General features: G+C 45.8%; 22 protein-coding genes and 1 pseudogene. 10 read left to right on the top strand and 13 right to left on the bottom strand.

Going from position 1 to position 24,252, the window contains the following annotated elements:
- The first annotated feature begins 16 nt into the window (after positions 1 to 16).
- The 5 genes from QXR61_02195 (at position 17) to QXR61_02175 (ending at position 3,695) form a co-directional block, all read left to right on the top strand.
- Positions 17 to 262 carry an Lrp/AsnC ligand binding domain-containing protein gene (locus QXR61_02195; protein ID MEM3756761.1) on the top strand — a complete coding sequence of 82 codons (246 nt, stop codon included), beginning with the start codon at positions 17 to 19 and terminating at the stop codon, positions 260 to 262.
- A gap of 253 nt (positions 263 to 515) precedes the next feature.
- On the top strand, positions 516 to 1,862 hold the full coding sequence (locus tag QXR61_02190; protein ID MEM3756760.1) for a tRNA(Ile)(2)-agmatinylcytidine synthase: 1,347 nt from the start codon (positions 516 to 518) through the stop codon (positions 1,860 to 1,862).
- Between the two features lie 99 nt (positions 1,863 to 1,961).
- Positions 1,962 to 2,324, top strand: coding sequence for a prefoldin subunit beta (locus tag QXR61_02185; protein MEM3756759.1), 363 nt, complete (start codon positions 1,962 to 1,964; stop codon positions 2,322 to 2,324).
- A gap of 35 nt (positions 2,325 to 2,359) precedes the next feature.
- Positions 2,360 to 2,650 carry a DUF3194 domain-containing protein gene (locus tag QXR61_02180; GenBank protein MEM3756758.1) on the top strand — a complete coding sequence of 97 codons (291 nt, stop codon included), beginning with the start codon at positions 2,360 to 2,362 and terminating at the stop codon, positions 2,648 to 2,650.
- 34 nt (positions 2,651 to 2,684) lie between these two features.
- Positions 2,685 to 3,695 (top strand): DHH family phosphoesterase, encoded by a 1,011-nt coding sequence (locus QXR61_02175; GenBank protein ID MEM3756757.1) that lies wholly within the window; start codon positions 2,685 to 2,687, stop codon positions 3,693 to 3,695.
- A gap of 36 nt (positions 3,696 to 3,731) precedes the next feature.
- On the opposite strand, the gene QXR61_02170 is transcribed toward QXR61_02175, so the two are convergent.
- From QXR61_02170 to QXR61_02160, 3 genes are all read right to left on the bottom strand, one after another.
- Positions 3,732 to 4,526: an alpha/beta fold hydrolase gene (locus tag QXR61_02170; protein ID MEM3756756.1), complete on the bottom strand. Its 795-nt coding sequence runs from the start codon at positions 4,524 to 4,526 to the stop codon at positions 3,732 to 3,734.
- A 96-nt stretch (positions 4,527 to 4,622) separates the two neighbouring features.
- Entirely contained in the window at positions 4,623 to 6,032 is a 1,410-nt protein-coding gene (locus QXR61_02165; GenBank protein MEM3756755.1) for a DUF362 domain-containing protein, read from the bottom strand.
- A 108-nt stretch (positions 6,033 to 6,140) separates the two neighbouring features.
- The gene (locus tag QXR61_02160) at positions 6,141 to 7,133 is read right to left on the bottom strand and encodes an MBL fold metallo-hydrolase (GenBank protein MEM3756754.1); all 993 of its coding nucleotides are present in this window, start codon (positions 7,131 to 7,133) and stop codon (positions 6,141 to 6,143) included.
- A gap of 153 nt (positions 7,134 to 7,286) precedes the next feature.
- Between QXR61_02160 and QXR61_02155 the strand changes: the two genes are divergently transcribed.
- The 3 genes from QXR61_02155 to QXR61_02145 are packed head-to-tail and all read left to right on the top strand — an operon-like array spanning position 7,287 to position 9,746.
- Entirely contained in the window at positions 7,287 to 8,141 is an 855-nt protein-coding gene (locus QXR61_02155; GenBank protein MEM3756753.1) for an ATP-binding cassette domain-containing protein, read from the top strand.
- Entirely contained in the window at positions 8,131 to 8,955 is an 825-nt protein-coding gene (locus QXR61_02150; protein MEM3756752.1) for an ABC transporter ATP-binding protein, read from the top strand. The genes QXR61_02155 and QXR61_02150 overlap by 11 nt, the downstream gene beginning before the upstream one ends.
- Positions 8,956 to 8,957: 2 nt before the next feature.
- Positions 8,958 to 9,746, top strand: coding sequence for an energy-coupling factor transporter transmembrane component T (locus QXR61_02145; GenBank protein MEM3756751.1), 789 nt, complete (start codon positions 8,958 to 8,960; stop codon positions 9,744 to 9,746).
- Positions 9,747 to 9,765: 19 nt separating this feature from the next.
- Here QXR61_02145 and QXR61_02140 read toward each other — a convergent pair whose 3' ends face one another.
- The 7 genes and pseudogenes from QXR61_02140 to QXR61_02110 all read right to left on the bottom strand — a co-directional run bounded on the left by QXR61_02140 (position 9,766) and on the right by QXR61_02110 (position 18,185).
- Entirely contained in the window at positions 9,766 to 10,632 is an 867-nt protein-coding gene (locus QXR61_02140) for a DUF4438 domain-containing protein (GenBank protein ID MEM3756750.1), read from the bottom strand.
- A 119-nt stretch (positions 10,633 to 10,751) separates the two neighbouring features.
- Positions 10,752 to 11,060 (bottom strand): DUF1667 domain-containing protein, encoded by a 309-nt coding sequence (locus QXR61_02135; protein ID MEM3756749.1) that lies wholly within the window; start codon positions 11,058 to 11,060, stop codon positions 10,752 to 10,754.
- 84 nt (positions 11,061 to 11,144) lie between these two features.
- Positions 11,145 to 12,401, bottom strand: a complete 1,257-nt coding sequence (locus QXR61_02130; GenBank protein ID MEM3756748.1) for an FAD-dependent oxidoreductase — start codon at positions 12,399 to 12,401, stop codon at positions 11,145 to 11,147.
- The gene (locus QXR61_02125; GenBank protein ID MEM3756747.1) at positions 12,374 to 13,882 is read right to left on the bottom strand and encodes an NAD(P)/FAD-dependent oxidoreductase; all 1,509 of its coding nucleotides are present in this window, start codon (positions 13,880 to 13,882) and stop codon (positions 12,374 to 12,376) included. Before QXR61_02125 ends, QXR61_02130 begins: the two co-directional genes overlap by 28 nt.
- Before the next feature lie 18 nt (positions 13,883 to 13,900).
- A pseudogene (gene glpK, locus QXR61_02120) lies at positions 13,901 to 15,419 on the bottom strand (glycerol kinase GlpK).
- A gap of 166 nt (positions 15,420 to 15,585) precedes the next feature.
- A complete protein-coding gene (gene ilvD, locus QXR61_02115) occupies positions 15,586 to 17,265 on the bottom strand; it encodes a dihydroxy-acid dehydratase (protein ID MEM3756746.1) in 1,680 nt (559 codons plus the stop codon).
- Between the two features lie 5 nt (positions 17,266 to 17,270).
- Positions 17,271 to 18,185, bottom strand: coding sequence for a dihydrodipicolinate synthase family protein (locus QXR61_02110; protein MEM3756745.1), 915 nt, complete (start codon positions 18,183 to 18,185; stop codon positions 17,271 to 17,273).
- A gap of 162 nt (positions 18,186 to 18,347) precedes the next feature.
- Between QXR61_02110 and QXR61_02105 the strand changes: the two genes are divergently transcribed.
- A complete protein-coding gene (locus tag QXR61_02105) occupies positions 18,348 to 20,540 on the top strand; it encodes a transaldolase family protein (GenBank protein ID MEM3756744.1) in 2,193 nt (730 codons plus the stop codon).
- A gap of 121 nt (positions 20,541 to 20,661) precedes the next feature.
- Here the strand turns inward: QXR61_02105 and QXR61_02100 are convergent, their stop codons facing one another.
- Together QXR61_02100 and QXR61_02095 are read right to left on the bottom strand one after the other, a co-directional pair.
- Complete coding sequence (locus QXR61_02100) at positions 20,662 to 21,000, bottom strand: hypothetical protein (protein MEM3756743.1); 339 nt, start codon at positions 20,998 to 21,000, stop codon at positions 20,662 to 20,664.
- Positions 21,001 to 21,088: 88 nt separating this feature from the next.
- The gene (locus QXR61_02095; GenBank protein ID MEM3756742.1) at positions 21,089 to 21,943 is read right to left on the bottom strand and encodes an aldo/keto reductase; all 855 of its coding nucleotides are present in this window, start codon (positions 21,941 to 21,943) and stop codon (positions 21,089 to 21,091) included.
- A 203-nt stretch (positions 21,944 to 22,146) separates the two neighbouring features.
- Here QXR61_02095 and QXR61_02090 point away from each other — a divergent pair, with 203 nt between their 5' ends.
- A complete protein-coding gene (locus QXR61_02090; protein ID MEM3756741.1) occupies positions 22,147 to 23,199 on the top strand; it encodes a hypothetical protein in 1,053 nt (350 codons plus the stop codon).
- Here the strand turns inward: QXR61_02090 and QXR61_02085 are convergent.
- Positions 23,194 to 24,234: a nucleotidyltransferase domain-containing protein gene (locus tag QXR61_02085; protein MEM3756740.1), complete on the bottom strand. Its 1,041-nt coding sequence runs from the start codon at positions 24,232 to 24,234 to the stop codon at positions 23,194 to 23,196. The genes QXR61_02090 and QXR61_02085 overlap by 6 nt on opposite strands.
- Positions 24,235 to 24,252: the final 18 nt, after the last annotated feature.

Genomic DNA, 24,252 nt, shown 5'->3' with positions numbered 1-24,252 from the left:
TGTTTGAGGGATCCTTATGCCAATAGCGTTCGTCTTAATAAATGCGGAGATAGGGTCTGAGGGAGAAGTTTTAAATGAGCTTAAGAGGGTTGAAGGAGTTGAAGAGGCTTACAGCGTCTATGGAGTTTATGACATAGTGGCTAAAGTTAGAGCCGAATCTATGGAGAAGCTTAAAGACATAGTTACATGGAAGATACGCAGAATAAATAAGGTTAGATCCACATTAACGATGATAGTTATTGAGGAGATGAAAAAAGAGTAGCAGCAAACTATCAGCAAGAGACGAAATTGAATGGGCGCTCATGAAGTTATAAGCGAGACAATAATTTACAAGATAATATTTTTGCCGTCAGCTTAACTCTGATCTATCATCACCTCAATCAAATGCCTTCTCTTCATCCGGCAATACTATTTTTTATTTAAAAAGATATTAACTTTGCTTTTCACCATCCTTCATAAGATGAATCGCCAAATATATGTGGCATATTCGGCATATTTAGGGAAGTGTTAGGCAAATGAAGCTGCATATAGGGTTCGACGACACCGATTCACCTAGAGGTGGATGTACAACCTACGTTGCAGCGCTAATGATCGAAAGGTTTTGCAGGATGGGGGTTCAATTCGCAGATTACCCGAACCTCATTAGATTAAACCCAAATGTTCCTTGGAAAACCCGCGGCAATGGGGCGCTCTGCCTGAGAATCATATGCGAAGACAGCCTATATGAGGATGTGAAAGAGGAGGCGATCGAAGTCATCGAGGAAAACTCGGATCTCAGCTATAGAGGAACCGACCCGGGAATTGTTTTTCTTGTGGGCGAGGTGCCTGAGGAAATCGAGAGGTTTGCCAAGGAAACCATCCAAGGGATTGTAAGCATTAAGTATGCCTTAAAGGTGATAAGGAGGTTTAAGGCTGAAGCTGTCGGCTACAATAGTAGGCGAGGGATTATTGGAGGGCTAGCCGCCATCGGCGAAACCTTGAGCTGGGACCATACATTTGAACTAATAGCCTATAGGAGGAGGGAGAATTGGGGAACCCCCAGAAAAATCGACGAATCGTCGGTGATAGAGATGGATAAAAAAATGGTTAATTTAACGTTTAACAACATTGACCCCGAGACCGGCAGGATTCTGATAACTCCTAGGGGGCCGGATCCAGTACTCTATGGTATTAGAGGCGAGACGCCGGAGGCGGTTAAATCTGCGCATGAGATGATCCACTCCTATGAGCCAATAGACCGCTGGGTTATTTTTAGGACAAATCATGGAACTGATGCGCATTTAAGAGCGGTTCGCTCTATAAGGGATGTGAGGCCATATCATCCGGTAATAGTTCAAGGTTGGATTAAGGGTTCTCCTAAAATTATCCCCGGGGGACATGTAATATTCCGTATATGGGATGAGACGGGAGCAGTGGATTGCGCAGCCTACGAGGAGAGCGGCAACCTACGAAAAATAGCCTGTATGTTAACTGAGGGCGATCAAGTGAAGGTTTATGGCGGGGTTCGCCCAAGATCTAGGAAGAACCCCATGACTATAAACGTTGAGAAGCTCGAGGTTCTCAGTTTAGCCGACAGAATTATTCTTCAGAATCCGCTATGCCCGGTTTGCAGTAAGAGGATGAAATCTATGGGTAGAGGCAAGGGGTTCGAGTGCTACAAGTGCGGCTTTCACGGCCCGAAGCTCACGAAAGTGGCAGTTAAGGTTGAGAGGGACGTTAAGCCGGGACTATACATTGCGCCGCCTAGATCAGAAAGACACTTAACAAAACCGTTATCGAGATATAACTTGGAGAAAAAGTGGGTTCAAGAGAAAGCCTGTAGGGTTATTCTACCTCAAGAGTTCTGGAGTAGAAGCGCCTAGTTAGAAGGATTTTGGAAACCTTTAATTGCGACAACCCAAATATTATTTGTAAGACGTATTTAATGTTACCCGCTATATAATATGTGGTGGTAGTGAAGTATGAGTGAAGAGATTAAGCTACCGCCAGCGGTTCAGGAGAGGCTCCTTAGGTTGCAGCAACTACAGGAGACGCTCCAGACGGTTTTAGCGCAGAAACAGCAGCTCGATTTAGAGATTCTTGAAATTGACAGGGCTTTAAGCGAGATTGAAAAAACCCCAGATGATGCGGTGATTTATAAGTCGATAGGCTCCTTACTCATAAGGACGAGTAAGGCTAAAGTTACCAGCGAGCTTGCCGAGAGAAAAGAAATCGCTACAATGAGGGTTTCAGTCCTCACGAAGCAGGAGGAAAGGCTCAGAAGCCAAATAAAAGAGCTGCAGGAGAAGCTCCAAAAAGATTTGCAGCCAATATCACCAGCATAAAGATGGACAGAGGCTACGCTTAGGTGCCGTATGCTTTGAGTAAACGTCCAGTAAGCTCATTGTCGTATGAGGATCTAGAGAAAATATGCGAAATAGCTGAGAGGGCTGCGAGAAAATATATCACGTCTAAGGTTCCTAAAGAGTACATATCGGATGCCTCCATATCGGTTGACTTGGAAAGCTTGGATTCTCTGAATATCGATATAGAAGTTGAGTTAACGCTTTCGCCGCTTTGCAAGAATATAAATGCTGATGAAATTGCTAAAGAATCTATAAAGGCCGCTTTTGAAGCCGTTGAAAAATATCTGGAAGAGATTCAATCCTAGTCTCATTGGGTATCAAGAGTTTAAGGTTGAAAAAATGGGTTGCTCCTTTCAGAAAATAATTGACATTGTGGAGAAGAGGGGGGTTAAGTCAGCGTTAATTTTATGCCATCAGAACGCGGACCCTGATGCCATATGCTCATCCTATGCCCTTATCAAACTGTTGAAATATTTTAAGCCTGAAATTGAGGTTGAGGTTGCGTCGCCTGAAAGCGTTAGCAAAGTATCCAAGAGTATTTTGGAGCGTTTCTCAATGAGGGTGGAGAATGAGAAACCGAATTTCAGTAAGGCCGACATAATATTCATGTTGGACACAAGCACTGTGCAGCAGCTGGGCGAGTGGAGGAAAAACGTATGCGAGTCCGCTTCCCCAAAAATCGTTATTGACCACCATACCCCTCACCCAGAGACTGTGAAAATTACGTCTCTATGCGTATGCCGAGAGGATCTCTCATCTACCTGTGAAATAATCCATGATTTTTTTAAGGAGGCCAATGTTAAGCCTTCAAGGGACGTTGCTGAAGCCCTATTTTTAGGGATCGCCTTCGATACAAGGCATTTTACCTTGGCTTCCTCCTCAACATTTAAGGTGATATCTGAGCTCATAGATCTCGGCGTCGACGCCCAAGAAATATTGCAGCTCCTATTAGTGCCGATGGATGTTTCTGAGCGTATAGCTCGGCTTAAAGCCTGTAGAAGAATGAGGCTCATGCGGATATATGGCTGGGTTATAGCCTTCTCGCATGTCGGCTCCTTTCAAGCATCGGCCGCAAGAGCGCTTGTAGATGTTGGAGCAAGCTTAGCGATAGTCGGCTCTCAAGACAAAGATAAAATATCTATCAGCTTAAGATCCAGCAGCGAATTCTACAATAAGACTGGGATACATTTGGGTAGAGATCTCGCGAAAATATTGGGCGAATACCTTCACGGGATGGGTGGAGGGCATTCGACTTCTGCGGGTGTTAATGGGGCTGGGGATCTAGAGAAAGCCTTCAAGTATACAGCTAAGATTCTTAGGGAAAAGCTTAAAAACAGTCCATATCAATAGATTGGAGAATGTTTTTGGAGCTACATTAAATTAAATTTAATGAATTAAATTTAATGAGTTTAACCATTCAATTGTCTTCTTTAGAACCTCTAAAGTATGCTCCCTCTTAGAGAATGTGTGATCTCCACCTTTAACTATGTAAAGCTCATTCTTCTCATTTAAGCCCTTGACCCGCTCATAGGCTTTCACGGATTCCTCCACTGGTATAACCTCGTCTCGATCGCCATGTATTATCAAGACTGGAACCCTAATTTTGCCCATTATGTCTAGGGGGACTATGTAGTCAATGGTCTCGAAAAATGCTTTTTTCAGGTACCATCCGCTGGAGACCTCTATTGGCTCACCAGACTCAAGCCTCCCTAAAGCCTCTTTACTCATTAATGAAAGGAACCTTTCCTTTAATGGGCTTAGAGCCGGCGAATATAAAACTGCGAACTTAATCCTCTTGTCTTTTGAAGCGAGGATTGCCGCAACCCTACCACCCATACTTAAGCCTATGACACCAATCCTTTCCCTGTCAACATTCCTCTGCCTAAGTAAGAATGTTACGGCTCTCTCAGCATCGCTTACTTCCTCTGGCAGTGTCATATCTTCAAAGTCTCCATCACTGTCCCCTGAACCCCTGAAATCAAAACGTAGAACAGCGAAACCGCAGCTGGATAGCCCTCTAGCTATTTGGACAAAGAGCCTATGGGCCTCGCTTCTATTGCCAGTAAAGCCATGAAACATAACTATTCCCGGAACCTTCTCATGAGGCTTAATATTGTCGGGCTTATGGAGAACCCCTATTATCTGTTGACCCTTATTCCTAAATGCTACGGGCCTAATCATTTTAAACACCCACAATCAATCTAGCCAGACATTTAATAAATCTTTCCATATTACGGCAATTCGTTAGCCGCCTCCTGCAACCTTAACATCTTTGAATTATATATTCATGTTCAGACGAATTTTATCGTTTGTGGAGGCGACGCCCCGCCTCCATCCCGCAGCTAACAGCGTTATGATCCAAAGAGAAGCGCTAATGCAAATCAGGTTCATTCTCCATCTATAGAGTTCACGTTCAGTACTTGAAAGTATCTGAAAACCCTCATGTCCAGGAGCTGGTCTAAATGGATAGAAAACATCCTCAATCCTCTCACCTTTAATCTCAATTTCATGTAAATTGTTTGTTCCAAGCCCAATTTGATTGGCAAGATACAAGGTCGGCACCTTCTCTGGATCAAAGCCCATTATCGCTGAAGCCACAGCGTCGGTTGCAACCGGATCCGCTCCAACTATTAACAGGTCGAGTTTCACCGGGTCACCTTCATGCGGCCCTTCCCCCTCCATGGCGATTCTGCCATCGATTATCGCTAAATCGATTTTTCTAGCCTTACATAGATCAACTATCACGCCCGCCATGTATCGATCGCCCTTCACTTCCGCCTTCTCATGTAGAATCACTTTTGTTGGGCTAGGCGGGTATCCATACAACGAGCCGGGAGCTATTCCTATGAGATTTTTCATCGTTAATGTTACTACGGCCTGAGAGTGGGTTTTCATACATGCTAGAGATATAAAGACGTCGGCCTCCACAACTATGCGGTTAAATTGGAAACTATTGAAGACAATGCCCCCTGCCGGAACATTAACCATGTCGCCATGGTTTAAGTCGACGAGAATAGCCCCTGTTCTCTCGGCGACTGGCAGATAGCCTAAAGCCTTAAAGTTTTCAAGGGTGTTACCTTCACCGCTTCCATCAGCTACCCAAATTACAGATGGATTTCTGCTTCTTATAATATTAATCAACGCTTCAACTATGGCTGGATCAGTGGTGTCCGGCGGCTCCTGTTTTCTAACTATGTTTGGTTTGATGAGAACTTTTGATTGAGGCGGTATATAATGGTCTATTCCACCTACGAGATCAATGGCTTCCTTCAGCGCTTCTTCAAGGGGCCGCCCATTAACACGTATTAATGAAACAGTGGTCTTTTTCTCAATTAATGTTGCCCTCCCACTTAACACTGTTTCGGGATTAATAATTATGTTGGCGTAAACTGCTAAGACGGTGACTATTGCTGATAGGGATATTAGAGAAACGGATAAAATCTTTCTGCCGGAAACCCTTTTGGCGTAAGATGATATTCTTAGAAATTTCTTGAGAAAGATAAGTATTGAAGCGAAGAGCGGATATATTAAAAGATAAAAGCTTATGGTTGCAGACGCCCTCTGACATGGATAAATAATCCGTGAAGGTTTAGTCCCAGACCTGAAAAGAAGCCATAAAAGACTTACAAATCCCAGAAAGTACGGATTTCTCACCAAGTTTTTCCAGAATCTTTTAACTCTATTCAAGGTTCTCTATCTCCATATTCTTAGAGGAAAGGAGAGAAATAAGCGTTAGCTACCCATGGCTGAGACATGTCTTCTTTCACGTGCTGTTCGAGCTTCCTATTATTTAAGTTACTGCTGGCAGAAATTTGTCGTGATCAAGTCAATTGGGTAAGCCCTTATCTTAAGTTTCTTCTCAATGTGTTTCGCTAAGATGCTATTGAATCTTCCCCCATGATATGTTAAGACTAACTTAGGGCTGCAATCACCAACAAACTTTATTAGATTTGGGAAGTCTGCGTGATCACTTAGGGGAAAGGAATTGCGCCTGAATTTCAACGCCCATCCGGAGACCAAGGCTGAAACATATTCTAGGCTATAGGATAAATCGAAATGTTTAGGCGCAACAATCACGGCATTTCGGTTTGAGATTAAGTCGCCTGCATCCTTTGACTCCATATCAATATATTCCATTCTGCAACCATAAGTCTCATATATCTTATTGATCTTTGTGACCTTACAATGTGAGATAACAGGCAGATCCGTGTTCTCATTAAATATTTTTATTACCTCCTGCGCATTTCCAAGCGAATCCGCCCGGAAAACTGGGATCCTGCCTTCTTTCAGCATCCTGCCCGCCCATTCCACCATGCTTTTAGCGAGAATATCGTCCGGTGGGAAGATGAAGTCTGGGGAGCCGAACGTTGACTCAATAATTAGCACATCGCAGTTCACTGGTTCAGCTGGCTTAATAATTCTAGATTCTCTTGTGTTCATGTCTCCTGTAAACAGGACGGTGCCATCAGGCGTAGCTACCTCAAATTCATATGAGCCTAAAACGTGGCCTGAGGAATGCGGTGTTATCTCAATGGCGTCCAACATAATTTTTTCATTTAGGGGTAAAGGTCGCCAATTGCTTGTTTTAGTGCCATCTATCGTCGCAAGATGCATTGTTTCTTCGGAAGAGAATTTAGATATATGTTTAACTTTGAAGGCGTGAGAATGATCCACATGGGCATGCGTTATAAAAGCAGCGTAACAATTTAGTCTCCTAGTTTGCGGGTCAAAAATTATCTTCGTTTTATTGTACTCTATTACCACACCATTTTCCCATTTTATTTTCAAGGAGGACGACCATCTCTCTTTGATTTGCATGGGCTAAAAATCTTTTGTTTAACATCCCATATAAATAATTCTAATTATTCAAACATTTAGTTTAATTGCCGCGCTATTTTTAAGTATAACTCCTGCTGAAAGTAGTTAAGGTGCAACTAGACTTTGACAATAGTCGAAGCTAAAAACCTAATGTACACTTATCCATCGGCTGATAGGCCAGCCTTCAAAAACATAAATCTTAGGATAGAGCAAGGAGAGTTTATCCTCTTGACCGGCCCAAGCGGCTGCGGTAAAACAACCTTATGCAGATGCTTTAACGGGCTTATACCGCACTTCTATGGCGGCAAACTTGAAGGAGAATTAATTGTTGCCGGGCTAAGAACCGTCGAGCACCCAATCTACGAGCTGGCGCAGCATGTTGGGCTAGTGTTCCAGAACCCGGAAAATCAGCTCTTCGCCCTAAATGTTGAGAAGGATGTGGCGTTCGGGCTAGAGAATCTGGGTTATCCTAGGGATGAAATACGCAGAAGGGTTGATTGGGCGCTAAAGATTACTGGCATATATGATTTAAAGGATAGGCCCCCTTTCGAGCTTTCAGGCGGCCAGCAGCAGCGCGTTGCAATAGCATCTGTACTTGCTATGCAGCCTGAGGTAATAGTTCTTGATGAGCCGACTTCTTTTCTCGATCCGTTAAGCGCCAAAAATATTCTGGAGGTTATCCACCAGTTGAATAGAGATCTTAGTATAACGGTTATTCTCGTTGAGCATAGATTAGATTTAGCTGCAAGATTCGCTGACCGCGTAATCATCATGAATAATGGGGAAATAGTTATGGATGATGAGCCTAGAAGAGTCTTCTTAGATGAGAGGGTTAGGCTAATAGGTATCGGGGTGCCAAAGGTCGTTAAACTATATCTTCTACTGAAGGAATCAGGTGTAGATTTAGGCAGAATCCCCATAAGCCCTGAGGAAACATATAGATCTATAGTGGAGGTGCTCTCACACGATAGAAGTTGAGGATGTCTACTTCACTTACCCTAACGGCGTTGAGGTCTTGAAGGGGATTTCACTGAAGATTGATGATGGCGAGTTTGTTGCAATAATGGGTCAGAATGGGGCTGGCAAGACGACTTTAGTTAAACATTTTAACGGTTTACTTAAGCCGACGAAGGGTAGAGTTCTAGTTGACGGGGTTGACACAAAGCATACAACCGTGGCGGCCCTTTCAAGGAAAGTTGGTTTCGTATTCCAGAACCCGGATCACCAGCTTTTCAGCGAGACCGTTGAGGATGAGATTTCTTTTGCGCTTAGAAACTTCGGGTTTGATGAGAAGGTTATTAGGGAGAGAGTTGATTGGGCGCTTAACCTTTTAGACCTAGCCCAATATAGGAAGGTTTCTCCCTTCATGCTTAGCGGCGGGGAGAAGAAGAGGGTTGCTTTGGCGTCGGTTCTCGCATGGGACCCCGATATTCTGGTGCTGGATGAACCAACCATAGGTCAAGATAGCTATCAAAAGGAGAAGCTTAGGCAATTTATACTTCAATTGAATCAGCAGGGTAAAACCGTGATAATGGTGACGCATGATATTGAATTCGTAGCTGAATGTGAGCCGAGGGTTATTTTAATGGCTAATGGCAAAATAGTCGCTGAAGGTGATGCGAAAGACGTGTTAACCGATCTAGAGGCGATCAACACGGCTTCGCTGATATTTCCTGAAATAACCCAAGTCTTCATGAGGCTCAATGATCTCGGTTTTCCGAGAAAAGTCATAAGCGTTTATGAAGCTAGGCGCTTAATCCTGGAGAGATTAAGCCGGGTGATGTATCTGTGAGCATGTTTGACGGCTTAAGATATAGGAGCGTCTTCTCCCCGATACATAAAATAGATCCTAGAGCTAAATTCATATATGTATGCGTTCTCTTCATTATAGCGATACTTTTCAGCCAGCTTATTCCGCTCTTAGTGATATTGCTTCTGCAGGTGCCGCTCGTCATATTGGCTAGGGTTAAAAGAGAGTGGTTTCGCCTTCTTAGAGGCTCGGCGTTCTTCGCGCTACTAATATTCGTTATGAATGTTGTCTCACTCTACTTTTACAGCGGCAACCAATCAATAGGAATCGTCGTTGAGTATGCCTTAGCCATGAGCGTTAGATTCATAGTTCTAGTAGAGTCATTCTCCATATTCTTCCTTACAACATCGCCGGACATGCTCAGCTTATCTATGGAGCAGATGGGGGTTCCCTACGAGTTCTGCTTCGCCTTTACGACAGCTATACGTTTCGTGCCGGTTTTAGCCGAAGAAGCTCAAACGATAATGGATGCTCAAAGGGCGCGTGGGCTGGATCTAGAGGGCGGAAACTTCATGAGGAGAATAAGGAACTATATTCCGATCCTAATTCCGTTAATAGTTAACGCTATACGGAGAAGCCTTGAGCTGGCAGAAGCCATGGAGTCTAGGGCTTGGGGCGCCTCAAAGAAGCGCACAAATCTATACGTGCTAAAGATGGGAAAGAAAGATTACATTTTCATTTTAATCTCAGTAGTTATGCTTGTTTCATCTATTTACGTCTGGCTAACGGTTAAAATCCCGTCCCTAATCCAAGTTCTCCAAAGTTTAACGTAAACAGACAAGTTAAGTAGGCTCACCTTAGATTTAAGATCCTCGCTATATTTGCGTCTGGGCTGATTTTTGGAACTATCTTCCCGCTCCTAGAAGTTAATAGGGTTGTTACTCCAGGCCCGTGTCCCGAAATCACACAGTTAGAGTGCACTACGATTCCAACAGTTATGGCTCCCTTCAAATATACGCGTCCATAAGAGCTGTCAGCGTCCTGAATCGCCACTAGGTCGCCTAGCCTCAAGTCTTCTAAGCCATACTCTTTAACTATGGATTCATCAAACAACTGTATGTCGTAATCTCCAGAATATGTCTGATCGGCGCCTAGCCCAGAACCCATGATTGACGCTGGGATAATGTGAGTTACCGGAAACTCGATTCTGTCGTCTAGGGGTTTAGGATCAATCTTTTCAAGAAAGTATGGGTCGATGTTCATGACTTTAATTTCAGGATAATCGATTATCTCTAAGCCGACGCCGAAGGCCTTTATTAAAACCTTATCTCCTATAACCAGCTTCTCTAATGTTTCAGGTGTAAAATCTACGAGCACATGCTCTATTCCCCCATGCTTTCCGATAACAACCCCTCTAGCGCCCTTAGCGTCGCCTGAAACCACAACGGCTTCATTGCCAACGCATGCTAAAACATTTAAAGCCATGTTCGCATCCTCGCCTTCTTTATTTCTGACACTTACACCGGGCTCAACGTGATCCGCAGCCCAGCCCACCGCTAGGTCTCCAACACGAACATTATATGTTATTCCACCAACCCCCGGCAGCACAACTGGTTTCCCTTCAGACGAAATTCTGTATGGGGATCGGCGGAAAACAGGGCTTGAAACCTCACCTATAACAGATATCTTAACAAGCCTATCAACATTAATTCTCAACATGTTTAAAGGTCCCTCAAATTTTCCGTTAAAGCATTATTACCCTACGATTAGAGTTTCACAGTATTTAAGGATTTATTGGTTGGCGGCGTAATACAAAAACATTAGAACTCAATCCGTCCTTAAACTGCTTCGACTTCCCTTGTTGCTATGATGTCAACCCCTAAACTAAAGAGATCTTTAATTATTACGTCACCTATTTTGATCGGCGCCTTAACGGATATTTTAGAGATCGCTTTCATAGCTTCGGGTATTAAGTCTTTGGGTATTGGTTTAGATGTCTTTACTGATACGACTGGAAGTACGCCGCCATGAACCTTAACTACAGTTATAAGAGCCCTTTTAGGTTTAACTTCACTATGAGCATATGTTACTCCTCTTTGGCATCTGTTTCCCTCGACCAAAACCACCTTACCGTCTTTCAGCAGCACCCTAAGAGCGCATCCCAGCGGACATATTATGCAAGTGATCTTACGGAAGTTTGAAATTTCATTAGAGCGCCCCGCCATTACACCTCACACCCTCACGATATTGACAGTTAGTTTTTCGCCACCTAACATTGAGAGATCGCTAGCCGATATTTTAATCCTAAACATTTCCGGCGGCCTAACCGCCGGCAACCTAAAGACTTTTCCAACCTCCTCAAACCGGATTGCGACATCCTCCTCCGGCACGCTGACCCTCCCATAGAACACAACATCTCGGAGGCAGCTGACTAATTGGGGAACAATGAGCCTTACGTTGCGCCCCCGGATTAAACGCTTAACCCCGGATCTTGGAAGATCCCCCTCACTTATAAATTTGAAAGCGGACTCAGCGGCCCACTCACCCTGCTCAGCGGCATAGTCAACCAGATCGTTAACTACAAGCACGTTGCCAGCGGCGAAAACCCCTGGTATAGTGGTTTCCAGCCAATCGTTCACTATTGGCCCTCCAGTAGCGTCATCTATGAGGGCGCCAGCTCTAGCAAGAATCTCAGTTCTCGGTTTAAGGCCGACGGCCAGTATAACAGCGTCACATTTTATCTCAAAACTAGACCCTTCTACCGGACTAAGCTTATCATCAACTTTTGCTATTTTAACTGACTCAACCTTTCTTGAACCCTTTATCTCGGCTACTATGTGGCTTAGGTATAGCGGTATTGCGAAATCTTCCAAGCATTGAACAATGTTGCGCATTAGTCCTCCGGGATATGGCATCATCTCGACAACGCCTTTGACCCTTGCGCCCTCTAGAGCGAACCTTCTAGCCATTATTAAGCCAACGTCGCCTGAACCAACGATCACTATCTCCTTGCCGGGTAAAATACCATAAATATCCATTAATGTTTGCGCCTCGCCAGCCGTATAGACGCCTGAGGGCCTATCGCCTAGGATACCGGCTTCGAAACGGGTTCTCTCTCTACAGCCAGCGGCGTAAATGATAGCCTTAGATCCAATTTTAAAGGCTTCCCCATACCTGTATCCATAAACCTTTTTTAAGCCGCCGGGCTCAACTTCAATCTGGGCGGCATGTGCTCCACTTAAAACCTCAACCCCTGTTTCCCTAAGCCTCTCTATGAGCCTAGCCGCGAATTCTGGGCCAGTTAAATCTTCCCTAAAATAATGTAGCCCAAAGCCTGGATGTATACATTGCGGTAGAAGGCCGCCTAGCCTTTCAGACTCATCTATGAGAGATATGCTCTTAATGCCAAGGTTCCAAGCTTTCACCGCTGCTGCAAGCCCGGCTGGCCCGCCGCCTATTATTACGAGGTCTCTTTGCTTCTCTCGCACTCCCCTTCCTCCTCAAATAATGCTTTAACGTCTCCTATGCCTATCTCTGTCCCAGATCCTTTAACTGAAACCTTCCAGAGCGGTATGCCCAACTCTCTGGACAGTATCACTGCGATCTTATACATGCATGATGATCCTTGGCATTTGCCCATGCAGGCTCTAGTTCTAAATTTAACGCCATCTATTGTTGTCGCCCCCCTCCTGATTGCCTCAACCACCTCCATCTCAGTCACCATCTCGTCAACGCATACTATTCGGCCATACCTAGGCTCCCTACTTATTAACGCGCTCCTCTCGCTATGCGTCAGCTCAAAAAACCTTAATATACGCTTCCTATAAGGGTTCCAGTCTTCCTTTCGCTTGAGCTCACGGCCGAGGTCAGATCTAAGCAGATCTAGAACCATGTAAGCTACCGCCGGAGCCGAGGTTAATCCCGGCGAACGCATGCCCGCAGCATCTATGAAGCCGTGGACTTCATCATACTTTCTCACTATGAAGTCTCCACCAGTCGGCTCAGGCCTTAAACCAGCGAAGAATCTAATAATCATGCTTCTGGGCGGAAGCTTCTTCACAAGCTTGGAGGCTGAGCTCCAAACATAATCTAAGCCGCTGCGAGTGTTGCCCTTTTCATCCCTTTGGTATTCGGCTAAATCCTCAGCGCTTGGCCCGATCATAAGGTTTCCTTCAACAGTCGTCGTTACGACAACCCCCTTGGATATCGGCGTAGGTGTCGGAAACAGGATTCTGGTCACCTTCGGCTCAGCCTCCCTATCAAAAACGAAATACTCGCCTCTTCTAGGCTTTATCCTATAACCCCCTATACCCGCCGTCTCAGCTATTTTATCCGCATATAGGCCGGATGCATTAATAACCCAGTCGGCTTCTAGGAAACCTCTACTCGTCTCCAAACCAGTAACGCATCCACCTTTAACCCTCACGCCTCTAACCTCAGTAGATAAATGCAGCTTTACACCGTTTGCGACGCTGTTCTCCACAAGGGCGATCACAGCGTCCCATGGAGATATCTGGCCGGCGGTTGGAGCCCAGAGGGCTGCTGTAACGTTTTCCGAAGCGTTTGGCTCTAAAACCTTAACTTCCCCTGCGCCAACTATCTCCAAGCCTTCAACGCCATTCTTTAAGCCTCTGCGGAAGAGTTCTTTAAGAATGTTTGCTTCATCGTCGTCGAAGGCTAAAACTAGGGAGCCGCACCATTTAATCGGTATATCGAGGTCTTCAGCCCATTTACGCCATATCCTATTTCCTTCAACGCATAACCTAGCCCTTAATGGATACAGCTCCGGCTCATCATCGTAGCCCGCGTGAATTATACCAGTGTTGGCCTTGCTGACGCCCCAACCCACGTCCGCCTCTTTCTCCACTAGGATGACCTCAAAGTCCTCGAACATGGAGAGAACCCTTGATATGCTTGCACCTACGACCCCAGCCCCAATTACGGCTACGCGTATGGGTTTTTCGCGCATACGCGCCTTTCTCCTATCCTACTCTAGACCGGCTTCCTTAAGCACCTTAGCCCAACCTAAAGATTTCTTCACGGCTTCTCTCCAAACCCTATACAATCTGTCTCTTTCACACTCGCTTATCGCCGGCTCAAAGATTTTTTTCAGCCCTCCACATAGAAGATATCTCCGATAAACTGCCCCAATAATCTACTGCTAAACCAGCCATGTAAGCCGCTCCCAGACTTGTGGTCTCAAGGATCCTTGGCCTAACAATTCTTAAACCCAAGATATCCGCTTGAAACTGCATTAAAAGGTTATTTTTTGAGGCGCCGCCATCCACTCTAAGCTCGCTGATCCCCACGCCAGCGTCTTTCGCAGCTTCAATGACGTCCCGCGTTAGATAGGCTATTGATTCAAGCACAGCCCTCGCTATGTGCGCTCGACCGGTGCCTCTAGTCAACCCTATAATTAATCCTCTCGCATACTGATCCCAGTATGGAGCCCCAAGCCCGACGAAGGCTGGTACGAAAAATACGCCTTCGCTACCTTCAACTGATGATGCTAAAACCTCTATCTCAGATAGGTCGCTTATAAGTCCCAGAGCCTCCTTAAGCCACTGTATGGCTGCGCCCGATATGAAGATGCTTCCCTCTAAAGCGTATGTCGCTTCCCCATTTATGCACCACGCCACCGTTGTTAGGAGATTTCTGGATTCACGTGGGGCGCCGCCGATGTTAATTAGCAGGAAGCTTCCTGTCCCATAGGTGCATTTAGCCATACCTTCTCTAAAAGCCGCTTGCCCAAATAGTGCTGCCTGCTGATCGCCTATGTCGCCGGCTATCGGGATGCTGGCGCCAAACAATTCTGGATCAGTATAGCCGTAAATTTGGCTTGAGGGCTTCGGTTCAGGCAGCATGCTTTCAGGCACACCTAAAATCTCTAGTAGCTCCTGATCCCAGCACAGTTTATGGATATTGAAGAGCAGGGTTCTAGAAGCGTTGCTATAATCTGTAATATGTACTCTTCCGCCAGTAAGCCTCCAAATTAGAAAGGTATCGACAGTGCCGAACAGTATTTCGCCTCTGAGCGCTCTCTCCCTTAAGCCGGGAACATTCTCCAGAAGCCATTTAATTTTTGGTCCTGAGAAATACGAGTCTGGGATTAAACCGGTTTTATCCTTAAACATGTCCCCATATTCACGTTTAAGCTCATCGGCGATCTCAGCGGTTCTCCTACACTGCCAAACTACGGCGTTATATACTGGTTTACCCGTTGCTTTATCCCAGAGTATAGTGGTCTCCCTCTGATTCGTCACCCCTATAACCGCAATCTTTTCAAACCCTACATGCGCAGATTTAAGGGCATCTTTGATAGCTGCCAGTTGAGCAATCCATATCTCATCAGGGTTATGTTCAACCCATCCTGGGCGCGGATAAATTTGCGAGAAAACATGTTGGCCTAAACCTACAACACTAGGCTCCTGACTAAATATGAGCGCTCTAGCGCTTGTTGTCCCCTCATCTAAAGCCATAATGTAGCGATCATCTTTACACGGCATTTTCTCGCCCACCATATTATTACAAAACCTAAGCCATTAGTCTTAAGGCACCTTTTCACCTTTAAGCCTATGCAATTATCCGCTGAGGGCACCAAACACAGATTACATAATATATTAGAGAAAGATGGGCGTTGACTATTATAAGCCTATCCGACAATCTAGAAATTTACATGAACGGATAAATGCACCCCTCATCAGCCTGCGTACAGAAGTTAAACCAAAGGGCGTGAGGCCCCCTCCTATAATTATATTTGGGTTCAGGCGGAACCCATCTCTCTAACCTCTCCTTGATCTGCTTGTCTGTCAATTTAACCTCTAGTAGCCTTCGCGTAAGATCAAGCTCCACTATATCGCCATTCTCCACGGCAGCTAATGGGCCGCCTACATATGCTTCAGGCGACACATGTAGAACTATTGTCCCAAAATGCGTGCCGCTCATCCTTCCATCAGTTATCCTCACAATATCTTTAACGCCTCTCTTAGCCAGAGCCGTCGGTATCGGCAATGCACCGGTTTCAGGCATGCATGCAGCCTTAGGCCCCTGATACCTAAGAATTAAAACATGATCCTCGGAAATCTCTATATCCTCTCTCAGCAAATACCTGTAAGCTTCCTCAGGAGAGTTGAAGACAAGGGCTGGCCCCCTATGTTGGAGCAGCCTGCGATCTATTGAAGCGGAATGCTTGATAACTGCCCCTCTAGGAGCCAGATTCCCTTTAAGTATCGCTATGCCGCCCTCGGGTAAAAGCGGCTGGTTTAACGGTCTAATTATGTTGGCGTCCTTGACGCGAACGTTCGCCAGATTCTCTCTAAGCGTCCTACCAGTAACAGTTAAGACGTCAAGATTAAGCGTAGGCTCCATCTGCTTCATTAAGGCTGGCACCCCGCCAGCAGCATGAAAATCTACGGCGGCGTAACGACCGCTGGGTTTCACATCAACTAGGAACGGTGTCCTCTTACTTATTTCGTCAAATCTTTCTAACGGTAAATTCAGATCCAATTCGCGTGCTATAGCTATGAGGTGAATTATAGCGTTGGTTGAACCCCCAATAGCCATGAGAACCTTTATAGCGTTTTCCAGAGATTTCTCAGTCATTATGTCCCGCGGCCTTACATTCTCTTTAAGCAACTCCATGATTTTCCGCCCGCTTTCCTCAGCTCTCCAATATGTTTCAGCTAACGTGGCTGGAGAGCATGCTGAGCCGGGCAGCGCCATACCGAGGGCCTCAGCCATACACTGCATCGTGTTTGCGGTTCCCATGGGCCCACAGGCCCCTGAGCACGGGAAGACACTGTTCTGAAATTCTCTCCACTCTTCCTCCGTGATTATTCCAGCCCTGAAGTCGCGCTCTAATCGCTGTGCATCGGTGCAGCATACAACATCTTCACCTTTAAATTTGCCTGGAAGCATAGCCCCGCCCAAAACGAATATTGATGGCAGGTTTATTCGGGCTGCAGCCATTAAAAGAGCTGGCACATCCTTATCGCAGCTGCAAATAAATACTACAGCGTCAGCTGGCTCAGCGTATGGTGCCGGATCTTCTTTTCCACCTACACCGCAAATAACCGATTCAACCTCTAGGGCAAGCAGATTGCGGTTTGGAAGGCTTTGACCCGGGCATAGGGAAAGCGTATTGTATTCTAGCGGAAAGCCGCCAGCGGATAAAACTCCACGCTTAACCGCTTCGGCAACCTTTCTTAAATGATTGTGGCCGGGATTCCATTCACTCCAAGTGTTAACGATCTCCACTATGGGTTTCCCAGTCTCGTAATTGTATCCTCCAGCCCTAATTAAACCCCTAAGAATCCAGCCCATCTTCTCGCTTCTCAGCTTCAATTTACTCAACACTCCTAAATCACACAAATCTCTTCCAATATTCTTTTTAAAACTTGCTTATCTTCCTCGCTTAAGCCGATTTTAGGCCCTCTCGTATGGGAGCACCTGATGACGCCCCTTAACCTAAGCGTCTCTTTCTCTATCTCGGCTGCCTGAAGCGGGTGTAGAAGCAGGAAGTTGAGCCAGCGCCTGAACCTCTCGTAGGTTTTCTTTGACCCCTCAGCGTCGCCGCTTTCATACTTGTTGAAAACATCTACAAGCAGATCCGGTAGACAAGCGTCTGGAATATTCCCACTGGCTCCAAGGGCCATCTCTTCATAAAATAGTCTTGCAGCCGACCCGCCGAAAATCGCTATTCTATCCCCTAGCATTTCTTTCAGAACCCTTATTTTCTCTAGTGTTCCGGCCCCCTCTATTTTGGCTAGATAGATGTTAGGGTTCTCCTCAACCAGCCTCTTATAGAGGGAGGGGCATATGTGTACTCCAAAAGCATCCTCATTATCCTGTATCATCACCGGGATGCTAATGCTCCCCGCTATTCTAGAGAAATGCTCGTAAAGACAGAGTTTTGACTCCACCCTATTAAAGAATGGCGGCACCAATATTACGCCGTCAGCCACGATATCCTCAGCGTATTTAGCTAGCATTAAAGCAGGCTCCGTCCCAGTGTGCCAAGCTCCTATTAAAACAGGAACCTTTCCATTAGCCTCGTCAACAACTATCTCAAACAGCTTTTTCCTTTCCTCATCAGAAAACTTATAGAATTCCCCGGCACCTAAACCCGCGGCGAGACCATGCACGCCGCACTCAATATTAAACCTAACCTCAGACCTAATATCTTCCTCAGAGAGCTCACCGTTTGGGGAAGTGATCGTATGTAGGGAGGGAACGATACCCCTTAAACTCTTCAGGTTTCTCAGTAAAATCACCCTCAATAAGTCTTGCATCGCGGGATATAAAAGTGATCGAAGAACGTGGAAACCATATCATTCAGATAGACTTAACCGCGAGACGCAAACCTTTTAAAACTATTTGAGTTTTCAGGTAATTTTAATGATGCTTAGTCTTGTAGATGCTGGTGGCATACTGGAATGAGTATAGAGAAAATAATCCTATGCTCTAAGCCGGAGCCTTTAGATTTTCCGGCGCTCAGCTTTGACCACGCGGATCATGTTGTTCGTCTAGCGGTAAGGGGTTACACCAAGCTAGCTGCCGACCACCTGTTGAACAGGGAGATGATCGGTAGCTTAGAAGACGTTGTTGCTGGAGTTAACAGGAAATTTAGCTTCATGTTCAATAGGGTTTTCATCGGGAACATGAATTTAGATTTGCTGAAAGAGGAAAGGAAAATCCTTACATGTGCACGAATATATGACGCTTTAATTCAAGCGGCTTTAAACATTGTTGGATTCGAGAAAGAAATCATCGGTTTTTCCGATGTTGAAGCAGCTAAGGCTTTCGCCAGCATAGTTGAGGCTGCCAAAGAGATGGAGGCTTTAGAGCGTAGGAATCTAGGCGAAGCCAAGGTAGCCCAAGCCGTAATCAAACTATTTCTTTCAGACATGAGGAAGGTTATGAGCGGCTTTCATCGTCCGCCCGGCGCCATGGTTGCTCATATAGCCGAGGACTTAGAGAAGAAGGTTGACTTAAATAATGTAATGGAGTCTTTCCTAAAATCCGCTAAAGAAAGCATCAGGAACAACGTGTATTATCGGCTAAGTAAAGAAGGCTTATGCAAGTTCGGCAACGACTATGCTTTAGGTTTGAGGTGGCTTAGACACTTAGGTTTTGTTCAGGTTTCAACAAACCCCGTTCTAGCAGCCGCGGCTTTCGACGATGACCCTACTTTATGGGAAGGCTATAAGGGGGAGGATCTATGTCCAGATTTCAAGACCGCCGTAGAGGGTCTTAAGGAGCAGTTAAGGGAAAACCCTGATCTTTACGGCGATGAAATCACTGCGAAAGGCACGGAGGTCTGTATTTGGCCAAACCTCGCGGTTTTCAGACCCATAGCTATCGCCTCAAACATGCGTCACGGCATGGTTAGCTTGCAGCTTAACCCCACAATAGCGGATGATTACGAGAAGAGTTTCAGGGAAGCCTTGAAAATATATGCTGACGCCGAAGAGTTCCTCAAGAAATACGATCATTATCTTCTCTGGGGATATTCAACAAGCATCGAGCACGGTAGACCAAACATTGTTTTTAAGGTTGCCGGAAGCTCACCCGCATCGATTGAGCTGACGAGAAGGCTTGAGAGCTTAGGGATCGGCACAAATAATACTGTGACGTTTACGGTCTCCCAAGAGGTTGAGTTGATCCTCGCGAAGATTAGGGGGCGGGCTGAAGCGGTTAAAAAAGGTTTACGGTTAACGACCGTTTATGAGACAAGCATGATTGGCAGACATGACGATCACCTAAGGGAGGTTCATGCCGAGGAGCTCTTGAGAAGCGCTCTTGAGAAGAGCTCGGATAAAGAGGGGGCCTTAAAGGAGCTCGCAGAAGCCATGGGTGTCTGGGATAACGTGAAGGAGAAGAAGTCTATGGATGAAAAGATAAAATTGCTTTGCAGTAGACGCTTCCTTAGCCCAATTAGTAAGGAGCCGTTTACAGTTTTTCTCGCTTCGCATGGGGTTCCCTACGGCTCGAAAGAGAAGGTTGCTGAGTACCTAGCTAAGATTGAGGAGGCGATCGGATTAAGCGGGATACTTATAACTAAGAGAGTCTATGAGATCTTTTTCAGCCCACAAAACATAGGTAAATGGTTATATTACATTCAATCAGAGTTCGGTCTCAGCGGAGAGCAAGCTGATGCGGTTATTCAGGGGATAGATGCGCTGCCGGCTTCAAAAAGGAAGCCTGAGGAGACTCTTCTTTTACTCGCCAGCTCCCACATGACGCATACGGAGTTTCCTAATCACCAAATGAGTGTTCTGCTTAGAAGCCTAGACAGAGACTTCAATATCTCTAAATATAGGGAGTCGGTTTTCGAGAGCGTTGATCCGGAGATACCCCTAAGAATAATGTGCTCCGGATGGAAGCATATTGCTGAAGAGTTCATCAAAGCCTTCGAGTTGACAGATGAGCAAATCGCCCTCCTAAAGAAGGTAGGTATAACCGCTCCAGAAAAATATGGCTGCAGGGGTTTAAAGCCCTCTGAATGGAGAAATTATGGCGCAACCGTAAAAACGATGAATGAGTTCTCAGAAAGCTACGAGAATTTCAAAAGGAAATGCGTCGAGTACGCTAAAAAGTTTCTTAGAAAACTTGAAGTTCAACAGTAAGACATCTTTTTCTTCTCCAGGTTTCTCAAGTAATGTAGGGGAGATTGGGGAAACAAACCATAAAAAGGCTATTTTTATATTGGTTTTCTAAGCCGTCCCCATATAGATGTGCTAAAAACGGTTACAGTTCTACACTGATTCTTCTTAGATCATTCATTATCTTTCTGGTCTCTTTAAGCACATCCATAGCTGTTAGCCCCCTTCTGCTCTTAATTAGCATCCCCGCCGCGATCAATGTTGACCCAATAATGTCCGAGACAACCGGTTCTGGAAAAACTATGCATGCCATGCCAGCCGCGATGAGCTTTGAGCCTAAACCGCTGCTTCCATAATTACCCATTAAGGGCTTAACGGATTTAACAACCTGAGTGGTATCGCCCATAACTTTAGCGCACTCACTAAAAGTTCGCCCAAAAATCCTAAGGTCCTTAGATAGCATAATGGCTTCATTAAGCCTCATAGACGACACCGAATGTCAGAGTATGGAGAAGAAAATTTAACCTTAATTAATATGCTGAAATATGCCGCTATGTGCCTAACAGTAAACATCAATGATGCTGGCTGGAAAATATTGGCTCTAAGCCTTTACTTCTCTCAGCGATCTCCATCTCTTCATCTTTTGATAGTGGCTTAAACATTTCAGCCGCATCGCACATCCATCTTAACAGTTCAATGTGCCCTGGGGTGACAGCGGATGTTACCGGCAGAGAGAGCGTGAATCTAACAGCCATCAAAGCCTCTTGGAAGCTCTCAACTGGGGCATACCAGCATTTAGGCCACTTCTTCTCTTCACCCTCTCTTAATCTTCTTTTCGCAAGGGTTTTTATCGCTAGGATCGCGGTGTTCTTCTCAGCAGCCTTCTTAACAACCCTAGGCCCGAAGTCGCCTTGATGCCAGCAAACCCAATTTATCGGGAATAAGACGCTGTCGAAGTTGAATAGGTCTAAGAGGGCTAGGGCAGCCTCCTCGCTATGGGCTGAGAAACCCAAGTATTTAACTATTCCCTGCTCCCTAGCCTCCACGAGGGCTTCAATCGCTCCCCCCTCACCGAATATCTGTTTAACTTCTTCGAGCGTTGTGACCCCGTGCAGCTGATATAAGTCTAAATGATCTGTGCACAGCCGTTTAAGCGACTGATGGAGTTCCTCCCAAGCCTCCTTCTTGGCGCGTTTAGCGGTCTTGCATGCTAGGAAAACCGAGCTGCGATAAGGCTTAAGTGCGGGTCCCAGACGCTCCTCGGCATTACCATAGCTTGGAGCCACGTCAAAATAGTTTATTCCCCTCTCAATAGCTTCGGAAACTATCCGGTTAGCTGACTCTTGGCTCTCATTCATGACGAGGATCCCGCCGAAGCCAATAACTGAGAGCTCAACGTTAGTTTTACCATACCTACGCCGCTCCAAAACTTCACCACCAGCCAATAAACAATTGTACCTAAGCCTTATTAAGATATCTAATCGGAGGGGATTGCGCCATCCAAACCATAAAACCATAATATTATTTTTATTTTCTTCTTTCTGAAAAGGTTAGGCAGGGAGCATCGCTTTAAATACGTCGCCGCTATGTCTTATTGATTTGTCAGCGTACTTGAAGGGTGAAAGTGTACTTGGAGCGCGGGTTTAGGGATAGGGATTTCGTCCAGACCCTTGAGCGCTTTTTATTCTGCGTTGTCGGATCAATCCATCCGCCTAACAGAGTAATCTCTTACGTTAAGTACGTTCCAGCTGAGAATGGTCTTTGGGGTAGGAACGACGTAAGGTTCCGTCGGATCATGCGACGCTACACGATGCTTGATCTTATAGATACCCTTAAGTTCCTTGAGCAGTATCCGGAATATCTATATTATTCGCATGCTATGGGCATAAAGATGTCGGCTGTCCCCGTCGAGAAAATACTCTACCATTTTAAACCCGAAGAAAAAATGAGGCGGCTGACTGAAGCTAAGCGGAAGGAGTTAGATCCCCTAGAGAGGAAAGCATTGGACCTAGCCCTCAAAATATCCGATGAGAGCGGAGTCCCGCTGGAGAACTTCGGTGTGACTGGCTCGATCCTCTTAGGCATACACCAGCCGTTCTCAGACATAGACTTGACAGTTTACGGGATGGAGAATTCTAGACACGTGAAGGAAGCCCTCACACGGATCTACTCCGATAGGGCGGCGGATCTGCAAAGGTTCAGTGGCGCCAAAGCCGAGGAGTGGTGTCTAAATAAGTTGAGGCTTTATCCGCTCACATATGAGGAGGCTAAAACGCTGCTGAATAGGAAATGGAACATTGGATTATTCCGGGGAACAGCGTTCTCGACGCACCCAGTTAAATTTGAGCGTGAGGTTAAAGAGAAGTATGGCGAGAGGGTTTTTAGGCCTAGAGGTATGGTTAAGATTACAGCGACAGTTATTGATGATTCGGAATCCGACTTCATGCCGGCAAAATACCTTGTTGAGGATGTTAAGGTCTTAGAGGGGCTGCGGGTTGACGATATATGTGAGGTTGCTTCCTACGAGGGGCTCTATGCGGGCATAGCTAATAGAGGCGAGAAGATAGTTGCCTATGGGAAACTAGAGCATGTCGTCGACAATAAGAGGGGCGAAGAGTACCATAGGGTCCTTGTAGGTTCTCAGGAAGCCCGCGGGAAAGACTATGTGAAGCCGCTGCTATAGCATGCCCTCAACAATCATGAAGTCCGAAGGTTTGGCGCCTAAAACCATCCGGTAATACTCGCTTCCATCATTCTCAACAACCTTTTCAACTTTGCCCTGCGCAACAACATGTTCGCCTCTTCTGGCATGGTCGCAGAACCTCCCCCTAAAGGAAACTATCTCCCTCAGTAATCGCGTATCACATTCGCCCCCAAGCAGCTTAACCTCAGAGATCCTGTATAGGCACGGCGTGAATATCGCGTTTGAGTCGTCCTCTACTAGCGCTTTAACTCTAGCGTAACCAACGCTCCTATAAACTCTATCGCCATATTTCTCATCGACCTCGCACCAATCGAGCACAAACCTGACAAAAAAGTCTCTGCCAAGGAATTTTCCTTGAAAAGCCTTCCTCAACTCAACCTTGCAAAACTCGTTGAATGGCATCCAAGTATCCATAGACCGGAAATCGTATAGCTTCTTGAGGTCGCTGAGGTCGTAGGGTGAGAAACCGCTCCTCTTCTCGCTTAAAAGCTCCTTTAAACCATTATATGTGGCTACGGACTCCCTCCTACCATAAACTACGACATCGATGTCGGAGCTGGAGGCGTAGAGTCCTACTAGGATTGAGCCTGAAACGCCGAGATTACCTATGGGAATGCCCGCGTAATCACGAATCTCCTGAATAAACCTGACTGCTTGCGCCTCAATGGCGCTTAGATCCCGCCCCCTAATTAGGCTTAAAGCCTTCTGTATCGGCTGATAATGCTCTATAATGAGGCTGTTGGGTGCGCCCTCAAGCCACTCGCCGAAAACATCATCATAGTAAATGTAGTGCGGATACTTCTGCCTTAGGACGGCGTCCCTATCGCTTAGCGAATAAACCTTCATGTATCTTTTAGAGCCCCTGATCCTCTCACCCTCAGGGCTCTCAAAATACCTTAAGTAAGCTATCGTCCTATCCGGCGGGTGAATAAGCCCCTTAACATCAAAGATTAAGCCCTCAACTGTCTCTATGAAGTCGCCCTCACGAGCCCTGATAGGTTGATTAAAACCCAAGATTAAGCACCGCTGATC

The organism is Candidatus Bathyarchaeia archaeon (assembly GCA_038882715.1).
Classification (GTDB): Archaea; Thermoproteota; Bathyarchaeia; order Bathyarchaeales; family DTEX01; genus DTEX01.
The sequence above is the reverse complement of the archived record's forward strand: the minus strand, read 5'-3'. Positions and strand labels throughout refer to the sequence as shown.